This is a genomic window from Noviluteimonas caseinilytica, from assembly GCF_018406605.1.
Taxonomy (GTDB): Bacteria; Pseudomonadota; Gammaproteobacteria; order Xanthomonadales; family Xanthomonadaceae; genus Noviluteimonas; species Noviluteimonas caseinilytica.
Genome location: NZ_AP024545.1, coordinates 837760 through 859291 on the forward strand (window position 1 = coordinate 837760; position 21532 = coordinate 859291).

General features: G+C 69.9%; 16 protein-coding genes. 2 read left to right on the forward strand and 14 right to left on the reverse strand.

Going from position 1 to position 21532, the window contains the following annotated elements; genetic code table 11:
- Positions 1-11: 11 nt before the first annotated feature.
- Complete coding sequence (gene pyrF, locus LYSCAS_RS04210; protein ID WP_213435980.1) at positions 12-827, forward strand: orotidine-5'-phosphate decarboxylase; 816 nt, start codon at positions 12-14, stop codon at positions 825-827.
- Here pyrF and LYSCAS_RS04215 read toward each other — a convergent pair.
- From LYSCAS_RS04215 to gspE, 13 genes are all read right to left on the reverse strand, one after another.
- A complete protein-coding gene (locus tag LYSCAS_RS04215; protein WP_407075158.1) occupies positions 824-1684 on the reverse strand; it encodes a glycosyltransferase family 2 protein in 861 nt (286 codons plus the stop codon). The two genes, pyrF and LYSCAS_RS04215, sit on opposite strands and share 4 nt — an antisense overlap.
- Complete coding sequence (locus LYSCAS_RS04220) at positions 1681-2523, reverse strand: glycosyltransferase family 2 protein (protein ID WP_244858661.1); 843 nt, start codon at positions 2521-2523, stop codon at positions 1681-1683. Before LYSCAS_RS04220 ends, LYSCAS_RS04215 begins: the two co-directional genes overlap by 4 nt.
- The gene (gene gspD / locus LYSCAS_RS04225) at positions 2520-4778 is read right to left on the reverse strand and encodes a type II secretion system secretin GspD (protein WP_213435982.1); all 2259 of its coding nucleotides are present in this window, start codon (positions 4776-4778) and stop codon (positions 2520-2522) included. Before gspD ends, LYSCAS_RS04220 begins: the two co-directional genes overlap by 4 nt.
- Before the next feature lie 14 nt (positions 4779-4792).
- Positions 4793-5569: a general secretion pathway protein GspN gene (locus LYSCAS_RS04230; protein ID WP_213435985.1), complete on the reverse strand. Its 777-nt coding sequence runs from the start codon at positions 5567-5569 to the stop codon at positions 4793-4795.
- Positions 5556-6197 carry a type II secretion system protein GspM gene (gene gspM, locus LYSCAS_RS04235; protein ID WP_407075159.1) on the reverse strand — a complete coding sequence of 214 codons (642 nt, stop codon included), beginning with the start codon at positions 6195-6197 and terminating at the stop codon, positions 5556-5558. Before gspM ends, LYSCAS_RS04230 begins: the two co-directional genes overlap by 14 nt.
- Positions 6178-7347, reverse strand: a complete 1170-nt coding sequence (locus LYSCAS_RS04240) for a PilN domain-containing protein (RefSeq protein ID WP_213435987.1) — start codon at positions 7345-7347, stop codon at positions 6178-6180. The genes gspM and LYSCAS_RS04240 overlap by 20 nt, the downstream gene beginning before the upstream one ends.
- Entirely contained in the window at positions 7344-8189 is an 846-nt protein-coding gene (locus LYSCAS_RS04245; RefSeq protein ID WP_213437573.1) for a type II secretion system minor pseudopilin, read from the reverse strand. Before LYSCAS_RS04245 ends, LYSCAS_RS04240 begins: the two co-directional genes overlap by 4 nt.
- Positions 8190-8236: 47 nt before the next feature.
- Positions 8237-8878 carry a prepilin-type N-terminal cleavage/methylation domain-containing protein gene (locus LYSCAS_RS04250; protein WP_213435989.1) on the reverse strand — a complete coding sequence of 214 codons (642 nt, stop codon included), beginning with the start codon at positions 8876-8878 and terminating at the stop codon, positions 8237-8239.
- Between the two features lie 11 nt (positions 8879-8889).
- A complete protein-coding gene (gene xpsI, locus LYSCAS_RS04255; protein ID WP_213435991.1) occupies positions 8890-9327 on the reverse strand; it encodes a type II secretion system protein XpsI in 438 nt (145 codons plus the stop codon).
- Positions 9324-9743: a type II secretion system protein XpsH gene (gene xpsH / locus LYSCAS_RS04260; RefSeq protein WP_213437575.1), complete on the reverse strand. Its 420-nt coding sequence runs from the start codon at positions 9741-9743 to the stop codon at positions 9324-9326. The genes xpsI and xpsH overlap by 4 nt, the downstream gene beginning before the upstream one ends.
- Positions 9744-9836: 93 nt before the next feature.
- On the reverse strand, positions 9837-10265 hold the full coding sequence (gene gspG / locus LYSCAS_RS04265) for a type II secretion system major pseudopilin GspG (RefSeq protein WP_407075160.1): 429 nt from the start codon (positions 10263-10265) through the stop codon (positions 9837-9839).
- A gap of 3 nt (positions 10266-10268) precedes the next feature.
- Entirely contained in the window at positions 10269-11486 is a 1218-nt protein-coding gene (gene xpsF, locus LYSCAS_RS04270) for a type II secretion system protein XpsF (protein WP_213435993.1), read from the reverse strand.
- 4 nt (positions 11487-11490) lie between these two features.
- A complete protein-coding gene (gspE, locus tag LYSCAS_RS04275) occupies positions 11491-13218 on the reverse strand; it encodes a type II secretion system ATPase GspE (protein WP_213435995.1) in 1728 nt (575 codons plus the stop codon).
- 211 nt (positions 13219-13429) lie between these two features.
- Here gspE and LYSCAS_RS04280 point away from each other — a divergent pair, with 211 nt between their 5' ends.
- Complete coding sequence (locus LYSCAS_RS04280) at positions 13430-17479, forward strand: HYR domain-containing protein (protein ID WP_213435997.1); 4050 nt, start codon at positions 13430-13432, stop codon at positions 17477-17479.
- Positions 17480-17536: 57 nt separating this feature from the next.
- Here the strand turns inward: LYSCAS_RS04280 and purL are convergent, their stop codons facing one another.
- A complete protein-coding gene (purL, locus tag LYSCAS_RS04285) occupies positions 17537-21454 on the reverse strand; it encodes a phosphoribosylformylglycinamidine synthase (protein ID WP_213435999.1) in 3918 nt (1305 codons plus the stop codon).
- Positions 21455-21532: the final 78 nt, after the last annotated feature.

A 21532-nucleotide genomic window follows, 5' to 3' on the forward strand; every position in this document is an offset into this window, starting at 1 on the left:
GGAGACACCCGATGGGCTTCATGCAGGCGTTGAAGGCACGATGGGCCGACAGCGGTTCCCTCGTCTGCGTGGGGCTCGATCCGGAGCCGGCGAAGTTCCCGAAGGACTTCGCCGGCGACCCCGAGGCGGTCTACAACTTCTGCGCGGCCATCGCCGACGCCACCGCCGAGTACGCGTGCGCGTTCAAGCCGCAGATCGCGCACTTCGCGGCGCTGCGTGCCGAAGGCGCGCTCGAACGCCTCATCGCACATTTGCACAGCAAGCATCCGGGCATCCCGGTGATCCTGGACGCCAAGCGCGGCGACATCGGCAGCACGGCGCAGCAGTACGCGCGCGAAGCCTTCGAGCGTTACGCCGCCGACGCGGTGACGGCCAACCCCTACCTCGGTCGCGATTCGGTGCAACCCTTCCTCGACCACGCCGATCGCGGCGTCGTGATCCTGTGCCGCACGTCGAATCCCGGCGCCGGCGATCTGCAGGACCTCATCGTCGACGGCCGTCCGCTGTACCGGCACGTCGCCGAGAAAGTGGCGCGCGAATGGAACGGCAACGGCAACTGCGCGCTGGTCGTCGGCGCGACGTGGCCGGAACAACTGCGCGACGTGCGCGCGATCATCGGCGACATGCCGATCCTCGTGCCGGGCGTCGGCGCGCAGGGCGGCGATGCGGAAGCCGTCGTGCGCAACGCGGCGACGGCCGACGGCACGGGCCTGCTGGTGAGTTCCTCGCGCGCCATCCTCTACGCCTCCAGCGGCGCGGATTACGCGCAAGCCGCAGCGAAGGCGGCGAAGGATCTGCGCGACACCATCGCGCGCGCCCGCGGCTAACCGCCCAGGCGCACCCGCGCCACCGCGCGCACCAGCGCGAACGGAAAGCGGCCCCAGATCATCGCGAACACCGCCGCGCGCTGCGCCAGCGTGCGTTGCGGCGCTTCGAACTTGCGGAAGTACCGCCACAGCCCGCGATGCTTGTGCCATTCGACGAACATCGGCCGCGCGCGCGAGGACACGCCACGCAAGTGCACGACCTGCACGTCGTTCGCCACCGCGACGGTCGCACCGAGTTGCCGCGCGCGCCGGCACAGGTCGAGGTCTTCGGCATGCAGGCGGTACGCGGGATCGAAGCCGTCCAGCCGTTCGAACAACGCGCGCGGGAGCAACATCAACGCGCCGGAAATCGCATCGACGCGTTGCAGGGGTTCGTCCGGATCCATCGCCACGCCAAGCTTCGCGCGCTGCGGATCGCGCAGCATCGCCGCGAAATCGGGATCGGCGCGCCGCGCGGCGGCGTCGCGCGTCCCGAGTTCGTCCACCTGGTCCGCGCCGACGAGCGCCGCACCGCCGAGGTCTTCGGCGGCTTCGCGCATGCGGCGCAGGGTGTCGGGGGCGACGAGGCAATCCGGGTTGACGAATGCGACCCACGCGCGGTCGCATTCGGCGGCGCCCTGGTTGCACGCGACCCCGAAGCCCGGGTTGTCGGGATTGGCGACGAAGCGCACGCGCGGATCCGCGGCGGCGTGGCGCTGCATGATCGACAGCGTGTCGTCGCGCGAGCCGTTGTCGACGATGCGGATCTGGCCGACATCCTCGGCATCGCGCAGGCGTTGCAGGCAATCGTCGAGCGTCGACCCGCTCTCGTGCGCGACGACCACGGCAGCGATGTCGCCCGACAAGGGCGCGCTCACTGGAACAGTTCCCGTTGCGGGGCGGGCGGGCCGATGGTCGCCAGCGTCGCCTGCAGGTCTTCGCGCAACGCACGCATCGGATCGCCCATCAGGAAATTCGCCAGGCGCGCGTGCCACGCAGGCCAGCGCGCAGCGAGTGCGTCCATGTCGCCGTCGAACGGCAGGCCTTCGCCGCCGCGCGCGACGTACGCGGTTTCGCACAAGGCGTTGCGCCAGCCCAGGCCCGACAGGCGCAACGACAAGTCGACGAGCGCGGCGTGCCACGAACCGTAACTCGCGGCATCGAGTCCGCCCGCGCGCTTGCGCGCCGTGCCGCGCAAGGCGACCGCGTGGCCGACGGCGGCGGGCAGTTCGGGATGCAGCGGCGGCATCGCGGCGCACGCGCGCGCGATGCGTTCGAGGTCCGCGGGCACCGGTGCGATTTCCCCGATGCGGGGCCATGCGGAGGTTTCGCCCGCGTTGCACCAGGGCGTGGCGGTACCGATCGCCGCATCGCGCGCGAAGCACGCGGCGAGTTGCGTCAGCCAGCCGGGCGTGGGTTGCGCATCGGGCGCGAGCACGACGACGTCCGCATCGCCGCACGCGGCCAGCGCTTCGTCGAGGTGCGCGACGTCACCGACCATGCGTTGCCGCCGCGTGTAATGCGCCTGCATCGCGGTGCGTGCGAGCCAGGCTTCGATGATCGCGTGGGCGCGCGGGCCGGCGCGCGCATCGTCGGCCAGCCACACGCGCGTGCCCGGCGGCGAGCCGGCCTCGAGCGCGCCGAGGCACGCATCGAGGGCGTCGTCGTCGACGCCTACCGGCAGCAACACGACGGGCAACGCGGCCGGCGTGCTCACTTCTTGTACAACGGCTCCAGCGCACGGAAACGACGGCCGTATTCGTCCGTCAGGTCCGCGGCTTCCTGCGGGCTGCGGATGACGGTGGCCGTCAGCAGCACGATGACTTCGGTGCGGTCGGTGCGCGTGGTCTGCGTGCCGAACAGGCCGCCGATCCACGGGATGCGGCTCAGGCCCGGCACGCCGGACGAACCGCGCGTCACGCCGTCGCTGATCAAACCCGCGAGCATGATCGTGTCGCCGCTCTGGATCGCGGCTTCCGTCTTCAGGCGACGCGTATCGATGCGCACGTTGCCGTTCTGGTCGGCCTCGCTGCCGGGCGAGCTGACTTCCTGCACGAGGTCGAGGAACACCACGCCGTCCTTCGTCACGCGCGGGCGCACCTTGAGGATCGTGCCTGTGTCGAGGTACTGCACCTGGCTGATCGTGCCGGAGGTGTTGGTATCGGGGTTGAAGCTGACCGACGAGATCGGGATGCGGCTGCCGACGTTGAACGTCGCTTCGGCGTTGTTGCGCACCACCACCGAGGGCGTCTGCAGCAGGTTGACGTCCGACACCGTGTCGAGCGCGCTGATCACGGCGAGCGCGTTGCGGCCGAGGAACGTCCAGCTCAGGCCGCCGCTGGAGTTGCCCGCGCCGTCGAGGCTGATGCCGCCGATGCTGCCGGCGGTGTCGCCCACGATCGTGCGGTTCTGCGCCAGCGCGCGCAGCGTGGGATCCGGGATCGCGTTCTCGAAGAACCAGTTCACGCCGTAGCGCAGCAGGCCGCTCAGCTTCACTTCGGCGACCTGCGCTTCGATGTGCACCTGCAGCGGCATGACGTCGAGGCGTTCGATCACTTCGCGGATCGACTGCCATGCGCCCGGGTTGGCGCGCACGAGCAGCGTGTTGGTTTCGTCCACCGCGGACACGCCGACCGAATCGCCGTTGACCTGCAGCGTCACGCTGCCGTTGTTGTTGCCGGTGCGCGGTTCGAGCGCGAGCGAGCCGCCGCCCAGGCCGCCGCCGCTGCCCTGGCTTTCGTTGCCGAGGGAGGCGCTGCTGTTGCCGGTGTCGTCGACGCCGCTGTCCTTGATCTCGGTCGATTCCAGGCCCGGCATCAGCGACGGCGCGCCGGTGTTGGCGTTCTGGTTGTTGCGGCCGCCGCCGAACACTTCGGACAGGCGATCGGCGAGTTCCTTCGCCTTGACGTACTTGAGCTCGTAGGAGAACAGCTGCACTTCGCCGCCCGCGCCTTCGATGCGGTCGAGCCAGGCCTGGATGTCGTCGAGGTACTTGGGCTGCGAGGTGATCACCAGTACGGCGTTGGCGCCGTCCAGCGGCAGGAAGCGGAACATGCCCGCCACCGGGGACTTGCTGGTTTCGCCGAACACCTTCTCCAGGTCCGCGACCACCTTGCTCGCCTTGCCCGACTTCAGCGGGAACACGCCCACCGACATGCCCTGCAACCAGTCGACGTCGAAGATCTCGATCGTCCGCATGTAGTTTTCGAGTTCCGAACGCGTGCCGCCGATGGTGATGACGTTGCGTGCGTTGTCGGTGGTGATGATCGCGTTGGGGCGCGCGTACGGCTGAAGCACCTTCTTCATCTCCTCGGCGGAGATGTATTTCAGCGGCACCACGCGCGCCTCGTAGCCGCGCGCGAGCGCGGGCGATCCGGTGCGCGGCGCGACGGTGCCCGACAGCGCGCTGTCGGCGGCGACGATGTTGTAGCGCCCGTCGGCGTACACCATGCGCGCGTTGTTCCAGCCCAGCACCTGTTCCAGCAGCGACATCGCCTGCGCCGGGCTCACCGGGCGCGGCGTGGACAGCGTCACCGTGCCCTGCACGCCCGGCGCGATCACGTAGTTCTGCCCCAGCATGTCGCCGAGGATCGCCTTGACCACGGCCTGCAGCGATTCGCCTTCGAAGTTGAACGTGGCCGCGCCGCTCGTCCCGCCGAGGTTCGGCGGTGGCGCGCTGGCCGCGCTGCGGTTGATCACCGTGCCGCTGCCGCGGCGGATCTGCGCATGCGGCGTGCCGTCCGCGGTGGACGCGGGCGCCTGCTGCTCCGGCGCATTGGCGATGACGGTGCCGGTGCGCGGATCGAGGACGGTGCTGCCGGTGGTCGTTTCGGCGGCTGCGTTCGCGTTCGCGCGGGCGGCTTCGGCGCGGCCGTCGCGCGAGACCGTGGCGACCGGCGTCGTGGAGCAGCCGGCCAGCACGACCACGGTCGCGGCGAACACGAGCGTCGCGAATTGGGTTCGAAGGGTCATGGCACGCTCTCTGGTCATTTCCGGGCCGGGGGCTGTTGCTGTTGTTGTTGCTGCGATTCCTGCCGCAGCTGGGCCCTGCGCGCTTCGATCCGCTTGCGGATCGCATCCATCTGCGCTTCGGGTGTCATGGGTGCATCGGGAAGCGTTGAACCGGTGGTCGGCGGCTTGCCGCTGGCATCGGGTGTCGGCGGTGGCGGCGCCACTTCGGGGGTTTCGACGTCGGGCGCGGGCTGCACCGGATTCACCGCAGCCGTCGGCGTGGTGCGCGACGCGGTCGGCGGTGCACCGGTGGTGCCATCGTACGTGCGCAGTTCGAGGCGCTTCTGGCCTTGCGGGCCTTCGAACGTCGCCGCGCGCGGTTCCAGCGACACCAGGCGCCAGCCCTGCGCTTCGGCCGGCGATTCGTCCTGCTTCATGCGGATCGATTCGCCGCCCGCGGCGGGCTGCACGATCGCCATGTGGAAATCGGGCGTGAGCAGCACGCTGGTGAGCACGAAGTCGAACGCCTGCGCCGGTTCGCCTTCGCCCGCGGGCTGCAGCGAGAACGGCTGCGGGCGGCGATCCTCGGAGAACAGCGGACGCGTGCCAACTTCGGCGTACTGCGACAGCGGGCCGATGCGTTCGGGCTGCGTCTTCGGCGCGACGGGCAGCTTGCGCACGAGCGAGGGATCTTCCGGCAGGCGTGCGATGTGCGCGCCCATGCCGGCAAGCGAGAGCACCCACACGAGCAGGCCCCAGCCGGCGACCGTCGCCAGCAACCAGGTGCGCGGACCGGCGTCAGCGAACCGCATTCGGCGCTCCCGGACGACGGTTGGTGGGCGCGGGCGGGCGCGGACGGATGTAGCCGAACATGTCGAAGCTCACGTCGAGCCCGCCGCTGCCGGAACGATTCTGCCCGGGCATGAAGAAGTAGCGCTGCGCGAGGATGTTGAGGTTGTCGACGAACACGCGCGGGCTGCCGCCTTCGAGCGAATGCATCACCGCCGCCAGTTCCGGCGCGCCGCAGCGCAGGCGCACCTGCACGGTCACGCGCGGGAAGCGTTCGGGGCGCACGTCGGACATCGGCGAACGATTGGTGATCGCGCAGCTCTTGTTGCCGGGACTGGCCTGCGCGACGACGGCTTCCAGGCGTTGCACGAGGCCGGCGGTGGCGAGTTCGGGCGTGGCTTCGGGCAGGAACCCGGGGCGCGTGCGCTGGTCGGCTTCCACCTGCACCAGGCGCTTCTCGACTTCCGGCGCCTGCGCAAGCTCGGTGCGCACGCGCAGGTCGCGTTCCTGCAGTCCCTCGATGCGCGTGTTTTCTTCCAGCATCGGCGCGGTCCACCACGGGTGGAGCAGCACGAAATAGGCGAGCGCGAGCGCGGCCAGCAACAGGCCGAGCGCGAGCCAGCGGTCGCGGTCATTCGGCAGCGGCGGCACGCGCGGGCTCCTGTCGGTTCTGGACTTGCGGGGCGTTGACAGCGAGTTCGGCGGTCAGCGTGAAACGATCGCGGCCCGAACGCGGATCCGGCTGCAGTGCGCCGGTGAGCGCGGGCGCGCGCCACAAGCGCGAGCCTTCGAGGCGACCGACCAGCGAGGACGCTTCGCTGCTCAGGCCGATCAGCGTGAGGCGGTCGTTTTCGATCGCGACCTTTTCCAGGTACGTGGTGTCGGGCAGGCGACGCGTGAGTTCGTCGAGCACTTCGATCGCGCTCGGGCGGCCGTTGCGCGATTGATCGAGGAACGTCTGGCCATCCACCGCATCGACGAGCCGCTGGCGACGCATCGCCGCGGTGCGCGCCTGCGCGCTGCGCGCGTTGACGTCGGTTTCGAATGCGTCGGCCGCGGCGCGGCGGTTGTCGAGCACCTGCCACAGGCCGGCGCCGAGCGCGATCAACGCGACCGCACCGAACACCCAATGCCACGTCGCGAACGGATCGGCGCGATGCCGGCGCTGCGCGGGCGGAAGCAGGTTGACGCCGATCGGCGCGCCGCTGCCATCGGACAGGTCGACGCCGGCGAGCGTGGAGGCGATGCCGCCGAGTGCGTCGAGACGCGGCTGGATCGAGGTGAGCGGGACGACGACCAGTTCGACTTCCAGCTGGCCGTCGGCGGCGCGGCGATCGAGGATGCGCGCATCGAACGCGGCGGTCTGCGCGGTGAACGGGGTCTGCCGGTCGATCTCGAACGAGACCACGTCGCGCAGGCGTTCGGCCGCGGCGGCGGGCAAGGTCATGCGACGACGCAGGCCGGCGGCGGCGGGCATCACCAGCCAGCGCGGCAGGTCGACGATGGCCGGTGCCAGGACGACGGCGAGCGGATCGGCATCGATGCCGAGGTCTTCGCCCGCGGGCAGGCGACCGACATCGCGCAGCACCGGACCCTGCATGCCGTCGACGGTCTGCAGGCGCAAGGTGAGCGCATCGGGTTCCTGCGACAGGAGCAGGCGATCGCGACCCAGGCCGAGCGCAGCACGCCAGCGCACCGGCAGCCACGCGGCGAGTGCGCGCGACCACCATGCGAAAAAGCCACCGGCGCCCGGACGCACACGGGCGTTGATGCGGCCGATCCGGTCGCGCAGTGCGTTCATCGCAGCGATGCTCCCTCCTCCCAGCGCAGTGGCGTGTAAGCGGAACCCGGCAAGCCGTTCCCGCCTGCGCGCACCACGACCCGAAGCATCGCCTCGCGTCCATCGCGAAGGCGTGCACGGCTGTCGATACTATACGTACCGCTGCCACCACTCACGAGCGGTTCCCCGCCCTCCAGCATGGGCGCGGGCGCGCCTGACGATGGATCCCAGGCGCGGCGCCGACCGATCACGCTCTCCGGATCGACCCCCATCGCCTGCAACACCCCACTCGATGCGAACGCGGGATCGGGGCGCGTGCGGCCGCTGTAGACGGTGAGCTCCGGTTCGAGCTTCGCGTACAGCGCGGGGGTCATGCCGAGGACCTGTTCGAGTTCGGCGACGCTTTCGAACGGGGCGTCCTTCGCGCCGTAATGGCGTTCGGCCGCGGCGTAATCGGGATCTTCCGCGCCGCCCGCGGGCTGCGTCAGGCCATCGGGATCGCGCCAGTCCAGCACCGCCGACGCAAGCAGTGCGGCCTGCGGTTGTTCGAGTCCGCCGACCTGCATGAACAGGTTCGACAGCAGCGTGGCATCGGCCTGGTTGAGGTCGATCTTGCCGTTCTCGTCCGTCAGCGTGACCTGGACCTGCGCACCGTCGAATGCCCATTGGTACGGCTGGCCATCCGGGCGCCACTGGCGCTTGGGATCCGGATCGGCCACGCGCACCAGCGCGTATTCCAGGCCCGCGCGCGCGGCCTGGTCGGCGATCACGCCGCGGTGCAGCACGCGCCCTTGCAGGCCTTCGATCTTCGCGGTGAGCGCGAACGCGCCGATCAACGCGGTGAGCAGCACCACCAGCCACATCACCAGCAACAGCGCGACGCCGCGCTGGCGGGCGGGCGCGCGCACGATCACAGCGAGCCTCCCGCGTACCCGCCGGCGAGCGGCAAGGCGATGATCATCGGCGGCCAGGCGCGGCCGTCGGCATCCTGCAATGCGATCTCCACCTGCAGCGGCAAGCGGTCGCCGGTGGTCCATTCGTCCTGCCAGTCGCCGAGTTTTCCTTCCGCATCCAGGCCGCGGTAGCGGAAGCGCGCCGATTGCAGTTTCGAGGCGAGCACTTCGGGCGGGCGCGGTTGCGGTTCGGGGATCGTCTCGCCCGCGAGCACCAGGGTGAACGTGGCTTCGAGGCGTTCGCCGTCGGGCGCATCGACCAGCGTGAGCTCGTGCATGTACGGGCCGCCGCGGCCGAGGTAATCCGGCAGGTCGGCGACGAAGCGCATGCTGGTGCGATCGCCTTCGAAGCGCCGCGGCAGCGCGGTGTCGTTGTTCATGCCGAACATCACCGCGCGCGCGCCGCCGACGCGGCGACGCAGGAACAGTTCCACCGCGCGCAGGTGTTCGTTGCGTTGCGCGATCTGTTCGCCGCGTTGCGCGGTCGCCGTGGACGCGCGCAAGGTGGCGAACGCGAGCGCCAGGCCCGCCGCGAGCAGCGTGGTGGCGAGGATCACTTCGATCAAGGTGAAGCCTGCGGCGCGGCGCGGCGATGGCATGCGTGTCGACATCATGGCGCCACCGGTTCGAGCTGCGACGGCGTGGCCAGGCGCAGCGATTGCAGCTGCAGGCGTTCGCGCGGCGTGCCCTTGCCCCATTGCACCTGCAGGTCGAGCGCGTACATCTGCGGCGCGCCGGGATCCACGGGTTGTTCGGTCGCGGGCGGTGCGGTGGGGTCCTTCCACGGCGTGACGTCGAGCGTCCAGCGATAGCGGCCGTCTTCGAACACGCCTTCGGTGTGGCCCGCTTCCAGCGGCGTGCCGACGCCGGCCTGGTCGAGCAGGGATTCCGCGTTCAACGCAGCGCGCCCGGCGTCTTCCGACCAGCGCACCTGCTGCGTCGCGCCCGACAGGATGCCGAGCAGGATCGTCAACGCGACCGCGAGCACGCCGAAGGCGACGACGACTTCGAGCAAGGTATATCCGTGCTGGCGCCGTGCGCGATTCACTGCGCCACCTGCCCGCGCGCGATCTTCACTTCGCCGGTCAGCCACGCGACGTCGACATTCCACGCCGCGGTCTTTGCGTTGAGTTGCACGCGACCGCCGGTGGACGCGCCGTCGGGGAAGAACATGATCGAGCCGACGCCCTGCGTGGGCTGCACTTCGCGTGCACCGGTGAAGACGATGCCGAACTGCTTGGACACCTTGCCGTCGCGCGTGTTCGGCGCGCGCCACGTATGCGCGGCGGGGTCGATGAAGAACTGTTGCGGGCGGCCGGTGGAGATCGCCTGTGCGCGCGTGTAGCGGAGTTGCGCGGCGATCTCCTGCGCATCACTGCGCAAGCGCGTGCCGGCGAAGCCGTGGGTGACCGCGGCGGCGGCGAGCAGGCTCACCGCGGCCATGATCATCAGCACGACCACCATTTCGAGCAACGTGAAACCGGATTGCACGCGCGCGCGCACCGGCGGGGCGGACGCCCGGCCATGTGATCCGCGGCGTCCGGTCGCGTGCACGCGTTATTCGAACTTGATGTCGGCGTCGACGCTCTTGCCGCCCGGCTTCTTGTCGGCGCCGTAGCTGATGAGGTCGAAGGGCTGGTTGTCGCCGGGCACCTTGTAGTCGTACGGCGTGCCCCAGGCATCCTTGAGCTCGCCTTCCTTCGCGTACGGGCCGAGCCAGCCCTGCGCGTCGCTCTGCACCAGGTCCTGCAGCGAGGCGGGCAACTGGCCGGTGTCCATTTCGAAGCGCGAGATCTTGTCGGCCAGCGTGGTGACCTGCGAATGCGTGAGCTTGACGTTGGCGTTGTCGCGGCCGCCGAGCAGGCGCGAGGCAGCGAAGGCCACGATCGCACCGATCAGCACGACGACCAGAATGATCTCGATCAGGGTGAAACCGGCCTGCACGGCGCGCGGTGCGCGGCGGCGTTGGCGATGCATTCGGGTCATGGGTCAGCCTATGGCGTTGGTGAGGTCGTAGATCGGAGAGAGCACGGCGATGATGACGACGCCGACGATGCCCGCCAGCAACATCGTCACCACCGGCACCAGCGCGGCCAGCATGCGGTCCATCGCGGCGCCGGTTTCGGTTTCGAACGTATCGGCGGTCTTGAGCAGCATCGAATCCAGCGCGCCGGATTCTTCGCCCACCTGGATCATCTGCAGCGCCAGGCGCGGGAAGCGCTTGCCGCGGCCGAGCGCGGCGGACAGCCCGACGCCGCCTTTCACTTCCTCGGCGGCGGCTTCGACATCCGCGGCGAGGGTCTGGTTCCCCATCACGTTGCGGCCGATGCCGAGCGCGGTGAGCAGCGGGACGCCGTTTCGCAGCAGGGTGCCGAGCGTGCGCGCCAGGCGCGCCGTTTCCATGCGCGCCACCAGGGGGCCCGCGAACCGCTGCCGCAACAGCCATTCATCGAAGCGCGCGCGGAAGGCGGGGTCGCGCCGCTTGCGGTCGAACCACCACAGCAGCAGCGCCGGAATGGCGACCAGCACCCACCACCAGTCGTGCACGAACAGGCCCAGGCCCACGACGATGCGCGAGAAGAACGGCAATTCGGCGTCCAGGCTTTCGTACATCGTGGCGAACTGCGGGACGACGTAGCCCATCAGGAACAGCAGGCTCAGGCCCACCATCGCCAGCAGGATGGCCGGGTAGATCAGCGCGTTGATCACGCGGCCCTGCATCGCGCGCGAGCGTTCGAGGTATTCGGCCAGGCGCTGCAGCGTTTCGTGCAGCGATCCGCCCGCTTCACCGGCGCGCACCATGTTCACGTACAGGCGGCCGAAGGTGCCGTGCTGGCGTTCGAGCGCCGTGGACAGCGCACTGCCGCCGCGCACCGCATCGCGGATGTCGCTGATGGTGCGGCGCGCGCGTTCGTCTTCGGGGAGTTCGAGCAGGATGGTCAGCGCGCGATCGAGCGGCTGGCCCGCGGCGAGCAACGTCGCCAGCTGCTGCGTGAACTGCACCAGTCGCGCGCCCGCGAACGGCTTGGACTTGAACAGCGTACGCCACGCCGAATCGCCGCCCGCTTCGGATGCGAGTTTCGCTTCGACCGGGATGTGCCCCTGCTCCTGCAGGCGCACGACCACTTCGCCGGACGTCGCGGCCTCCATCTGGCCGTCGAGCGTCTCGCCGCGGGAATTCAGCGCCTTGTAGCGATACAGGGGCATGGGGTCATGCGTCCTCGGTGACGCGCAGGACTTCTTCGATCGTGGTCACGCCGGCCAGGGCCTTCGTGATGCCGTCTTCGTACATCGTGCGCATGCCGGCCTTGCGCGCGAGCTGTTCGATCTCGCCCATGCCGGCGTGGCGCATCACGGCGCGACGCAGTTCGTCGTCCATGACCAGGAATTCCATGATCGTCGTGCGGCCGAGGTATCCGGTGGGCGAGACCTCGGACGGTTGCGGGCGATACAGGTAGATCTCGCCTTCTGGCTGCCAGCGGCGCAGGCCGAACTTTTCGATTTCTTCCGGCGACGGGCGATAGCGTTCCGCCGTTTCGCGATGCAGCCGGCGCACGAGGCGCTGCGCGAGGATGCCGTTGACGGTGGAGGTGAGCAGGTAATCCTCCACCCCCATGTCGAGCAGGCGCGTGATGCCGCCGGCGGCGTTGTTGGTGTGCAGCGTCGACAACACCAGGTGACCGGTGAGCGCGGACTGGATCGCGATGCGCGCGGTTTCCAGGTCGCGCATTTCGCCGATCATGATGATGTCCGGGTCCTGGCGCACGATCGAACGCAAGGCATTGGCGAAATCCAGGCCGATCTGCGGCTTCGCCTGGATCTGGTTGATGCCTTCGATCTGGTATTCGACCGGATCCTCGACCGTGATGATCTTGACGTCGCTGGTGTTGAGCTTGCTCAGCGCGGTGTAGAGCGTCGTCGTCTTGCCCGAACCGGTGGGGCCGGTGACCAGCAGGATGCCGTGCGGTTGTTCGAGCACGTGCTGGAACTGCGGCAGGAATTCGTCGGTGAAGCCGAGGCGGTGGAAGTCGAACACCACCGTCTCGCGGTCGAGCAGGCGCATCACGACGCTTTCGCCGTGCGCGGTGGGCACGCTGCTCACGCGCAGGTCGAGTTCCTTGCCCTGCACGCGCAACATGATGCGGCCGTCCTGCGGCAGGCGGCGCTCGGCGATGTTGAGCTTCGCCATGATCTTGATGCGGCTGATGATCGCCGCCGTCAGGTTGGCCGGCGGGCTTTCGGCTTCCTCGAGCACGCCGTCGACGCGGTAACGCACCTTCAGGCGGTTCTCGAACGGTTCGATGTGGATGTCCGACGCGCGCAGTTCCACCGCGCGCTGGATGACCAGGTTCACCAGGCGGATGACGGGCGCTTCCGACGCGAGGTCGCGCAGGTGCTCCACGTCGTCCATGTCGCCGGTTTCGCCTTCGGCGGTTTCGATGATCGCGCCCATCGCGCTGCGGCCCTGGCCGTGCCAGCGTTCGATCAGGTCGTCGATTTCCGAACGCAACGCGATGCTCGCGCGCACCTCGCGGCCGGTGGCCAGGCGCACGGCGTCGAGCGCGTACAGGTCCTGCGGATCGGCGACCAGCACGTCGAGCACCTGGCCGTGGTCGGCCAGCGGCACGACGTGGAACTGCTTCATGAACTTGGGCGAGAGCGCCACGGTGTCCGGCGGCAGCTCGGGCGCGTCCTTCGCGCTCACCAGCGGGAGGCCGAGGACGGTAGATGCGGCTTCGGCGTGGTCGCGCTCGGACACCAGGCCCAGGCGGGCGACCAGGGACAGCAGGCTGCCGCCGGTTTCTTCCTGCAGGCGGCGGGCACGGGCGAGGTCGGCGTCCTTCAGGCGCCCGCGTTCGACGAGGGCGGCGACGATGCGTTCGTCCGCCGCGGCCTCGATACCGTCGCCTGGCGGCATGGGGTCGACGATGGCGTTCATTCGGCCTCTGGCATGCGCGGTTTTGGGTCCTTCCGTGACCCGGGTCGCGACTGTAGCAGAGCCTCCGTGGCGCCCGGATCGCCGACCAGCGGTGGCGGAACGCCGTCTGGCCGGCCGATACAGCGGCTCTGTTGCAGGCGCACCCACCCTCAAACTGTGAACCAGTTCGCATTTTGCGTGCGGGCGTCCAGTCCTACAGGGGGACACCACAATGAATCCGCACCTCGCCTCGCGCCGGGGATGGGCGCTTGCCCTTTCCGTTTTGCTGGCCTCCGCCGCCGCGCCCGCCTGGGCCGCCTGCAACGGCAACCCGAACGCCCGCATCGATCCGACCAGCCAGACGGTGCCGGAGCGCACCGGCGGCGTCGCCACCGTGGTCACGCTGGACGGCAGCAAGTCCACGCCCGGCAACAACGACCTGGCGTTCCAGTGGACGTACGTCGGCAGCACGCCCGCCGGCCTGCCGGCGACGCTGAGCAACAGCACCGCGCAGAAGCCGACCTTCAGCGCGCCCGCCGTCGGCCCGGCCGGTGCGGCGCTGACGTTCCGCCTCACGGTGACATGCGGCACCGACACCAGTTCGATCACCACGGTCATCAACGTCACCGACGTGTTCACCAACTCGCCGCCGGTCGCGTCCGCCTTCATCTCGCCGCTCAATCCCGTCGAAGGCCAGACCGTCACGTTGAACGGCACCGCCTCCTCCGATCCGGATGGCCAGGCGCTCACCTATGCGTGGACGCAGATCTCCGGTTCGCCGACGGTCGCGCTGGCCAACGCGAACACGGCCACCGCCACGTTCGTCGCGCCCAACGTGCCCGTCACCACGACGCTCGGCTTCCGGCTCACCGTGAGCGACGGCAGCCTGTCGAGTTTCGTCGACCGCTCCGTCAGCGTGGTCTGGACGAACGATCCGCCGATCGCCTCGCTCGTGTGTCCCGGTGGCGTCATCACCGCGAACGAAGGCGCGGGCGTCACGTTCAACGGCAACGCGTCGAACGATCCCGAAGGCGGCCCGCTCACCTACGCGTGGGGCCAGAACGCCGGCTTGCCGAACCTCAACATCGGCGGACTCACCACGCCCTCGATCACCTTCAGCGTGCCGCACCTGGGCTACAACCAGCTCGGCGGCATGACGCTGACGCTCACGGTGAAGGACGCCGCGAACGCAACGACGTCCGCGTCGTGCGGCTTGTTCATCAAGGACGTCACCGCGCCCGTCATCGCGGTGCCCGCCGATATCACCGCCGAAGCGACCTCCTCCGCCGGTGCCGCCGTGACCTACACCGCCACGTCGCAGGACGCGGTGGAAGACGAATTCCCGGAGCCGCTCGCCTGCGTGCCGCCGTCGGGCAGCACGTTCGCGCTGGCCGCCTTGCCGGGCAATGCGTTCATCACCTCGGTGGCGTGCGATGCGAGCGACGCCGCCGGCAACGCAGCGCACAAGACCTTCAACATCACGGTGCGCGACACGACGGCGCCGGTGATCACGATGCCGGCCGCGTTCGCCGTGGAAGCCACCAGCGCCAGCGGCGCGACGGCGAACTTCACCGCGACGACGCTCGACGCGGTCGACGGCGCGGGCACGGCCTCGTGCGCGCCGTCCAGCGGCAGCACCTTCGCGCTCGGCGACACCACGGTGAGCTGCGGTGCGACGGATGCGCGCGGCAACAGTGCGTCGGCGCAGACGTTCGTGCTCAGCGTGATGGACACGACGGCCCCGACGATCGACGCGCACGGCGACGTCGGCCCGATCGAAGCAACGAGCAGTGCGGGCGCCGCAGTGACGTACGCCAGTCCCGCGTCGCATGACGCCGTCGACGGCACCGGCACCGCGAGCTGCGTGCCGCCGTCCGGTTCCACGTTCGCGCTCGGCCATTCGTCCGTGCACTGCAACGCCACCGATGCGCACGGCAACCACGCGGTGCAGACCAGCTTCGATGTGCACGTGGTCGACACGACCAAGCCGACCATCGATGCGCACGACCCCGTGGGCCCGATCGAAGCGTCGTTCGCGAGCGGCGCCGTGGTGACCTACACCGCGCCGGCCACGCACGACGCCGTCGATGGCGATGGCCTGGCGCTCTGCCTGCCCGCCTCCGGCGCGACGTTCGCGCTCGGCACCTCGACGGTCCACTGCAACAAGAGCGACGCCGCGGGCAACGCCGCCGACGAAACCACGTTCGACGTCAGCGTGGTCGACACCACGCCGCCCTCGATTGAAGTGCACGGCAACATCGCCGACGTGGAGGCAACGGGCCCGTCGGGCGCCGTCGTGACCTACACCGCGCCGGCCACGCACGACCTGGTCGACGGCACCGGCATCGCGACCTGCCTGCCTGTCTCCGGCGCGACGTTCGCGCTCGGCACCACGCTGGTGACCTGCAACGCGGACGACGCGCACCACAATCACGCGGTCGCCACGACGTTCACGGTGGACGTCGTCGACACGACGCCGCCGGCGATCGCCGCGCACGACGACATTCCCGGTATCGAAGCGACCAGTGCGGCCGGCGCAGTAGTGAACTACACCGCGCCCGCCACGCTCGACCTGGTGGACGGCGCCGGCACCGCGACCTGCGCACCGGCGTCGGGCGAGACGTTCGCCCTCGGCCACACCACCGTGGATTGCGATGCCACCGACGCGCATGGCAACCACGCGGTGCAGACGCACTTCGATGTCGAAGTGGTCGACACGACGCCGCCGGTGATCGACGCGCACGACGCAGTGGCAGGGATCGAAGCCACGAGCGCGGCCGGTGCGACGGTGAGCTACACCGCGCCCGCGACGCACGACGCCGTCGACGGCATCGGCGCCGCGACCTGCCTGCCCGCGTCCGGTTCGACGTTCGCGCTCGGCCACACGACCGTGGATTGCGATGCCACCGACGCGCACGGCAACCACGCGGTGCAGACGCACTTCGATGTCGAAGTGGTCGACACGACGCCGCCGGTGATCGATGGACACGCCGACATCCTCGGCATCGAAGCCACCGGTCCGTCCGGCGCCGCGGTCAGCTATAGCGCGCCCGCCACGCACGACGCGGTCGACGGCAACGGCACCGCGACCTGCACGCCTGTCTCGGGTGCCACCTTCGCCCTCGGCACGCACGCGGTGGATTGCAACGCCATCGATGCGCACGGCAACCACGCGACGACCACGCACTTCGACGTGCAGGTCATCGACAGCACGCCGCCCACCATCGACGGCCACGGCGACATCGGTCCGTTCGAAGCCACCGGCCCGTCGGGCGCCACCGTGACGTACACGCATCCGGCGACGCACGACCTCGTCGACGGCAATGGCCTGGCGACCTGCACGCCGGCGTCCGGCGCGACCTTCGCGCTCGGCGACACGACGGTGCACTGCGCGGCGACCGACCACGCGGGCAACGCGGCGACCGGCACGCACTTCAACGCCAGCGTCGTCGATACCACCGCGCCGGTGATCGCCGCGCACAGCGACCTGGTGATCGAAGCGACGAGCGCCGCGGGCGCGACGGTGAACTACACCGCGCCCGCCACGAGCGACGCGGTCGACGGCAACGGCGTGGCGACCTGCCTGCAGGCCGCGGGCACGACGTTCCCGCTCGGCGTCACGACCGTCGCCTGCAACGCGACCGATGCACACGGCAACCACGCGACGGGCACCAGCTTCAAGGTCACGGTGCGCGACACGACCGCGCCGGTGCTGCAACCGCACGCGGACGTCGACGCGATCGCGCCGGCCAACTCGAGCGCGGTGGTGACCTACACGCTGCCGGTCGCCACGGACCTCGTCGATGCGAGCGTCACGGTGGTGTGCGTGCAGGCCTCGGGCAGCACGTTCGCCGCGGGCAGCACCACGATCAACTGCACGGCCACCGACGACTACGGCAACGCGTCGACCAGCAGCTTCCACGTCAACGTCAACTTCGCGTTCACCGGCTTCTTCAAGCCGATCGACAACCTGCCGGTGGTGAACGTGGTCAAGGCGGGCCAGGCGATCCCGGTGAAGTTCGCGCTGGGCGGCAACCAGGGCCTGGCGATCTTCGCCGCGGGCTTCCCGAAGTCGATCGTGATGACGTGCAACGGCGCGGTGCAGGACGCGGTGGAGGAAACCGTGACCGCCGGCGGCAGCAGCCTCAGCTACGACGCGGGCGCCGGCCAGTACATCTACGTGTGGAAGACCGACAAGACCTGGGCGGGCACGTGCCGCCAGTTGCAGGTCAAGTTCACGGACGGCAGCACCAAGGTGGCGAACTTCAACTTCACGCGCTGACCCCCTGATTCGGCGCGGAAGGCGGAAGGCCCGGTCGCGAGACCGGGCCTTCTTTTTTCAACCGACGCGGGCGCGCGCGTTGCGGAACATCCGCATCCACGGCGAATCGTGGCCCCACTCGCGCGGCGCCCAGCTGTAGTTCGCGCTGCGCAACGTGCGTTCCGGATGCGGCATCAGGATGGTGACGCGACCGTCGCGCGTGGTGAGGCCGGCGATGCCGTCGGGCGAACCGTTGGGGTTGGCGGGATACAACTCCGCCGCACGCCCGTCGCCTTCGACGTAACGCAACGCGATGTGCGCGACCTGCGCATCCATCGGATCGTCGAACGATGCGCGACCTTCGCCGTGCGCCACCGCGACCGGGATGCGCGAGCCCGCCATGTCGCGCAGGAAGATCGACGGCGTCTCGAACACTTCCAGCATCGCCAGGCGCGCTTCGTACTGTTCGCTGCGGTTGCGCAGGAAGCGCGGCCAGTGTTCGGCGCCCGGGATGATCGGCTTGAGCTGCGCCAGCATCTGGCAACCGTTGCACACGCCGAGCGCGAAGGTGTCGCCGCGTTCGAAGAAGCGCGCGAACGCCTCGCGCATCTCCGCGCGTTCCAGGATCGACGTGGCCCAGCCGCGGCCCGCGCCGAGCACGTCGCCGTAGCTGAACCCGCCGCACGCGACGAAGCCGGTGAAATCGTCCAGGCGCATGCGCCCGGCGATGAGGTCGCTCATGTGCACGTCGACCGCGGCGAAGCCCGCGCGGTCGAAGCCGAACGCCGTTTCGATCTGGCTGTTGACGCCCTGCTCGCGCAGGATCGCCACGCGCGGACGCGCGCCGGTGCCGATGTACGGCGCCGCGATGTCTTCGGCGGGATCGAACGTGAGCTTCGGCTGCAGGCCCGGCGCATCGAAGCGGCGCGTGGACACGCGTTCTTCGTCGGCGCATTCCGGGTTGTCGCGCAGGCGCTGCATGGCGTGCGTCACCGACCACCACGCATCGAACAACGCATCCCAGCGCCATTCGGTGAGCAGCGTGTTGTCGCGCATCACGCGCACGACGGGGCCGGTGGTGGGGCGCGCGATGCGCTGCGCGCAATCGATCAGGCCATGGCGCGCGACGAGGTCGGCGAATTCCGCGCGATCCTCCGAAGCGATCTGCACCAGCGCGCCGAGCTCCTCGTTGAACAGCGTGCGGAACGGATCCTCGCCCCAGCCATCGAGCGAGATGTCCAGGCCGACGTGCGAGGTGAACGCCATTTCGCACAGCGCCGCGAACGCGCCGCCGTCGGAACGATCGTGGTACGCCAGCAGCAAGCCCGCTTCGCGTGCATCGCGGATCAGTTCGAAGAACGCGCGCAGGCGCTGCGGATCGTCGAGGTCCGGCACCGCGCCCGCGAACGCCGGCAGCGTGCCGTTGCTCGCGCCCGCTTCGGGATGGCACTGCGCCAGGATCGAACCGCCGAGGCGCTGCTTGCCGCCGCCGAGGCCGATCAGCCACACCTCGGTCTCGGTGTCGCGCGCCAGCAGCGGCGTGAGTTGCGTGCGCACGTCGTCGACCGGCGCGAAGGCGGAGACGATCAGCGACACCGGCGACACGGATTTCCGCGCCACGCCATCGCTGTGCCACTGCGCCTGCATCGACAGCGAGTCCTTGCCGACCGGGATACTGAGGTCGAGCGCGGGGCACAGTTCCAGGCCCACGGCGCGCACGGCCTCGAACAGTTTCGCGTCTTCGCCCGGGTGGCCGGCCGCGGCCATCCAGTTGGCGGACAGCTTGACCTGGTCGAGCGCGACGACGGGCGCGGCGCACAGGTTGGTGATCGCTTCGCCCACCGCCATGCGCGCGGCGGCGGCAGCGTCGAGCAACGCGAGCGGCGCGCGTTCGCCCACCGCCATCGCTTCGCCGGCGAAGCCCGTGTAATCGGCGAGCGTGATCGCGCAATCGGCGACGGGCATCTGCCACGGGCCGACCAGCTGGTCGCGCGCGGTGAGGCCGCCGACGGTGCGGTCGCCAATGGTGATCAGGAAGTTTTTCGCAGCGACGGTGGGATGCGCGAGCACGCGCAGGCCGGCGGCGTTGAGGTCGAGTGCGCCCAGCGCGAGTTCGGGCCAGCGCGGCGGCGAGGGCGTCGAGGTATCGCGATGCATCTTCGGCGCCTTGCCGAACAGCACGTCCATCGGCAGATCGATCGCGCGGTCATCGGGCAATGCATCGGGCGCGGCGCCCTTCGCGACGATGAGGCGTTCTTCCGCCGTCGCGTAGCCGACCACCGCGAACGGGCAGCGCTCGCGCAGGCACAGCGCGGCGAATTCGGCGACGCGCTCGGGCGCCAGGCCCATCACGTAGCGTTCCTGCGATTCGTTGCACCACAACTGCATCGGCGACAACGACGGGTCGTCGGACGGCACGCGATCGAGGTCGATGATGCCGCCCACGCCGGAGTCGTGCAGCAATTCCGGGATCGCGTTGGACAGGCCGCCTGCGCCCACGTCGTGGATCGAGAGGATCGGATTGTCGTCGCCGAGCGCAACGCAGCGGTCGATGACTTCCTGCGCGCGGCGTTCCATCTCCGGGTTGTCGCGCTGCACGGAAGCGAAGTCGAGGTCTTCGGCGCTGTCGCCGGACGCCACGGAACTCGCCGCACCACCGCCCAGGCCGATCAGCATCGCCGGCCCCCCGAGCACGATCACCGCATCGCCCGGCGAGAGCGGACGCTTGGCGACCATCGCGCGATCCATCGTGCCGATGCCGCCGGCCAGCATGATCGGCTTGTCGTACGCGCGCGCCAGGCCTTCGCCTTCGGCGAGTTCGAAGCTGCGGAAATACCCGTTGAGGTTCGGGCGACCGAATTCGTTGTTGAACGCCGCCGCGCCCAGCGGGCCGTCGAGCATGATCTCCAGCGCCGGCGCCATGCGCGGGTTGAGCGCGCGATGCGCTTCCCACGGTTGCGGCAGCGTGGGGATGCGCAGGTGCGACACGGAGAACCCGCACAGGCCCGCCTTCGGGCGGCCGCCGCGACCGGTGGCGCCTTCGTCGCGGATCTCGCCGCCCGCGCCCGTCGATGCACCGGGGAACGGCGAGATCGCGGTGGGATGGTTGTGCGTTTCGACCTTGATGCAGAACGCGCCGGGCAGCGGCGCTTCGGCGCGGTATTCCTGCGTGTGCGGATCCGGGCGGAAGCGCTGCGCGACCGGGCCTTCGACCACCGCCGCGTTGTCGCTGTACGCGGAGAGCGTGTGCTGCGGCGTCTTCGCGTGCGTGTGCTTGATCATCTTGAACAGCGAGACGGCCTGGCCGTTGGCGTGCTGTTCGCGGCCGTCGATGGTCCAGCCGGCGTTGAAGATCTTGTGGCGGCAATGCTCGGAGTTGGCCTGCGCGAACATCATCAGTTCGACGTCGTGCGGGTCGCGCGCGAGTTCGCCGTAACGGTCGCGGAGGTAATCGATCTCGTCGTCGGCCAGCGCGAGGCCGAGGCGCACGTTGGCAACATCGAGCTGCATCAGCGGGACGCGTTCCAGCGCGGCCTTGTCGGGCGTGGCGAACATCGCGGCGCCCGCGTCGCGATCGGCGACGAGCGATTGCGTCATCGGATCGTGCAGCAGGCGGGCGAGCGCGGATTGCGTGGCGACGTCGTCGGGCCAGCCGGCCACGTCCAGGCGCAGGCCGCGTTCGACGCGCTGCACCGGCAGGTCGGCGCCGTGCAGCAGTTCGGTCGCCTTGCTCGCCCACGGCGAGATCGTGCCGAGGCGCGGGAGGACGTAGCGGGAGATGGCACCGGATTCGCGCGGCGCCTGTGCGTCGCCGGCTTCGAGGATGCGGTGGAGCGCGGCGCGGTCGAGGCCGGCTGCGTCCGCCGCCGTCGGCTGGACCCAGTAGGTGAACCACGCGCCCTGCAGGCGCAGCCCGGGCGAGATCGCGCGGAGGCGGGCTTCGAGCCGTTCGCGGCGGAACGGCGACAGGGCCGGATGGCCCTCCAACACGATCATCGCTGGGGGTAACCGATGGACGGGCCCGGCATTCTACCGGACCCGCGCGGGGCCCAAGGCCCCGACCTTCAACGCGTG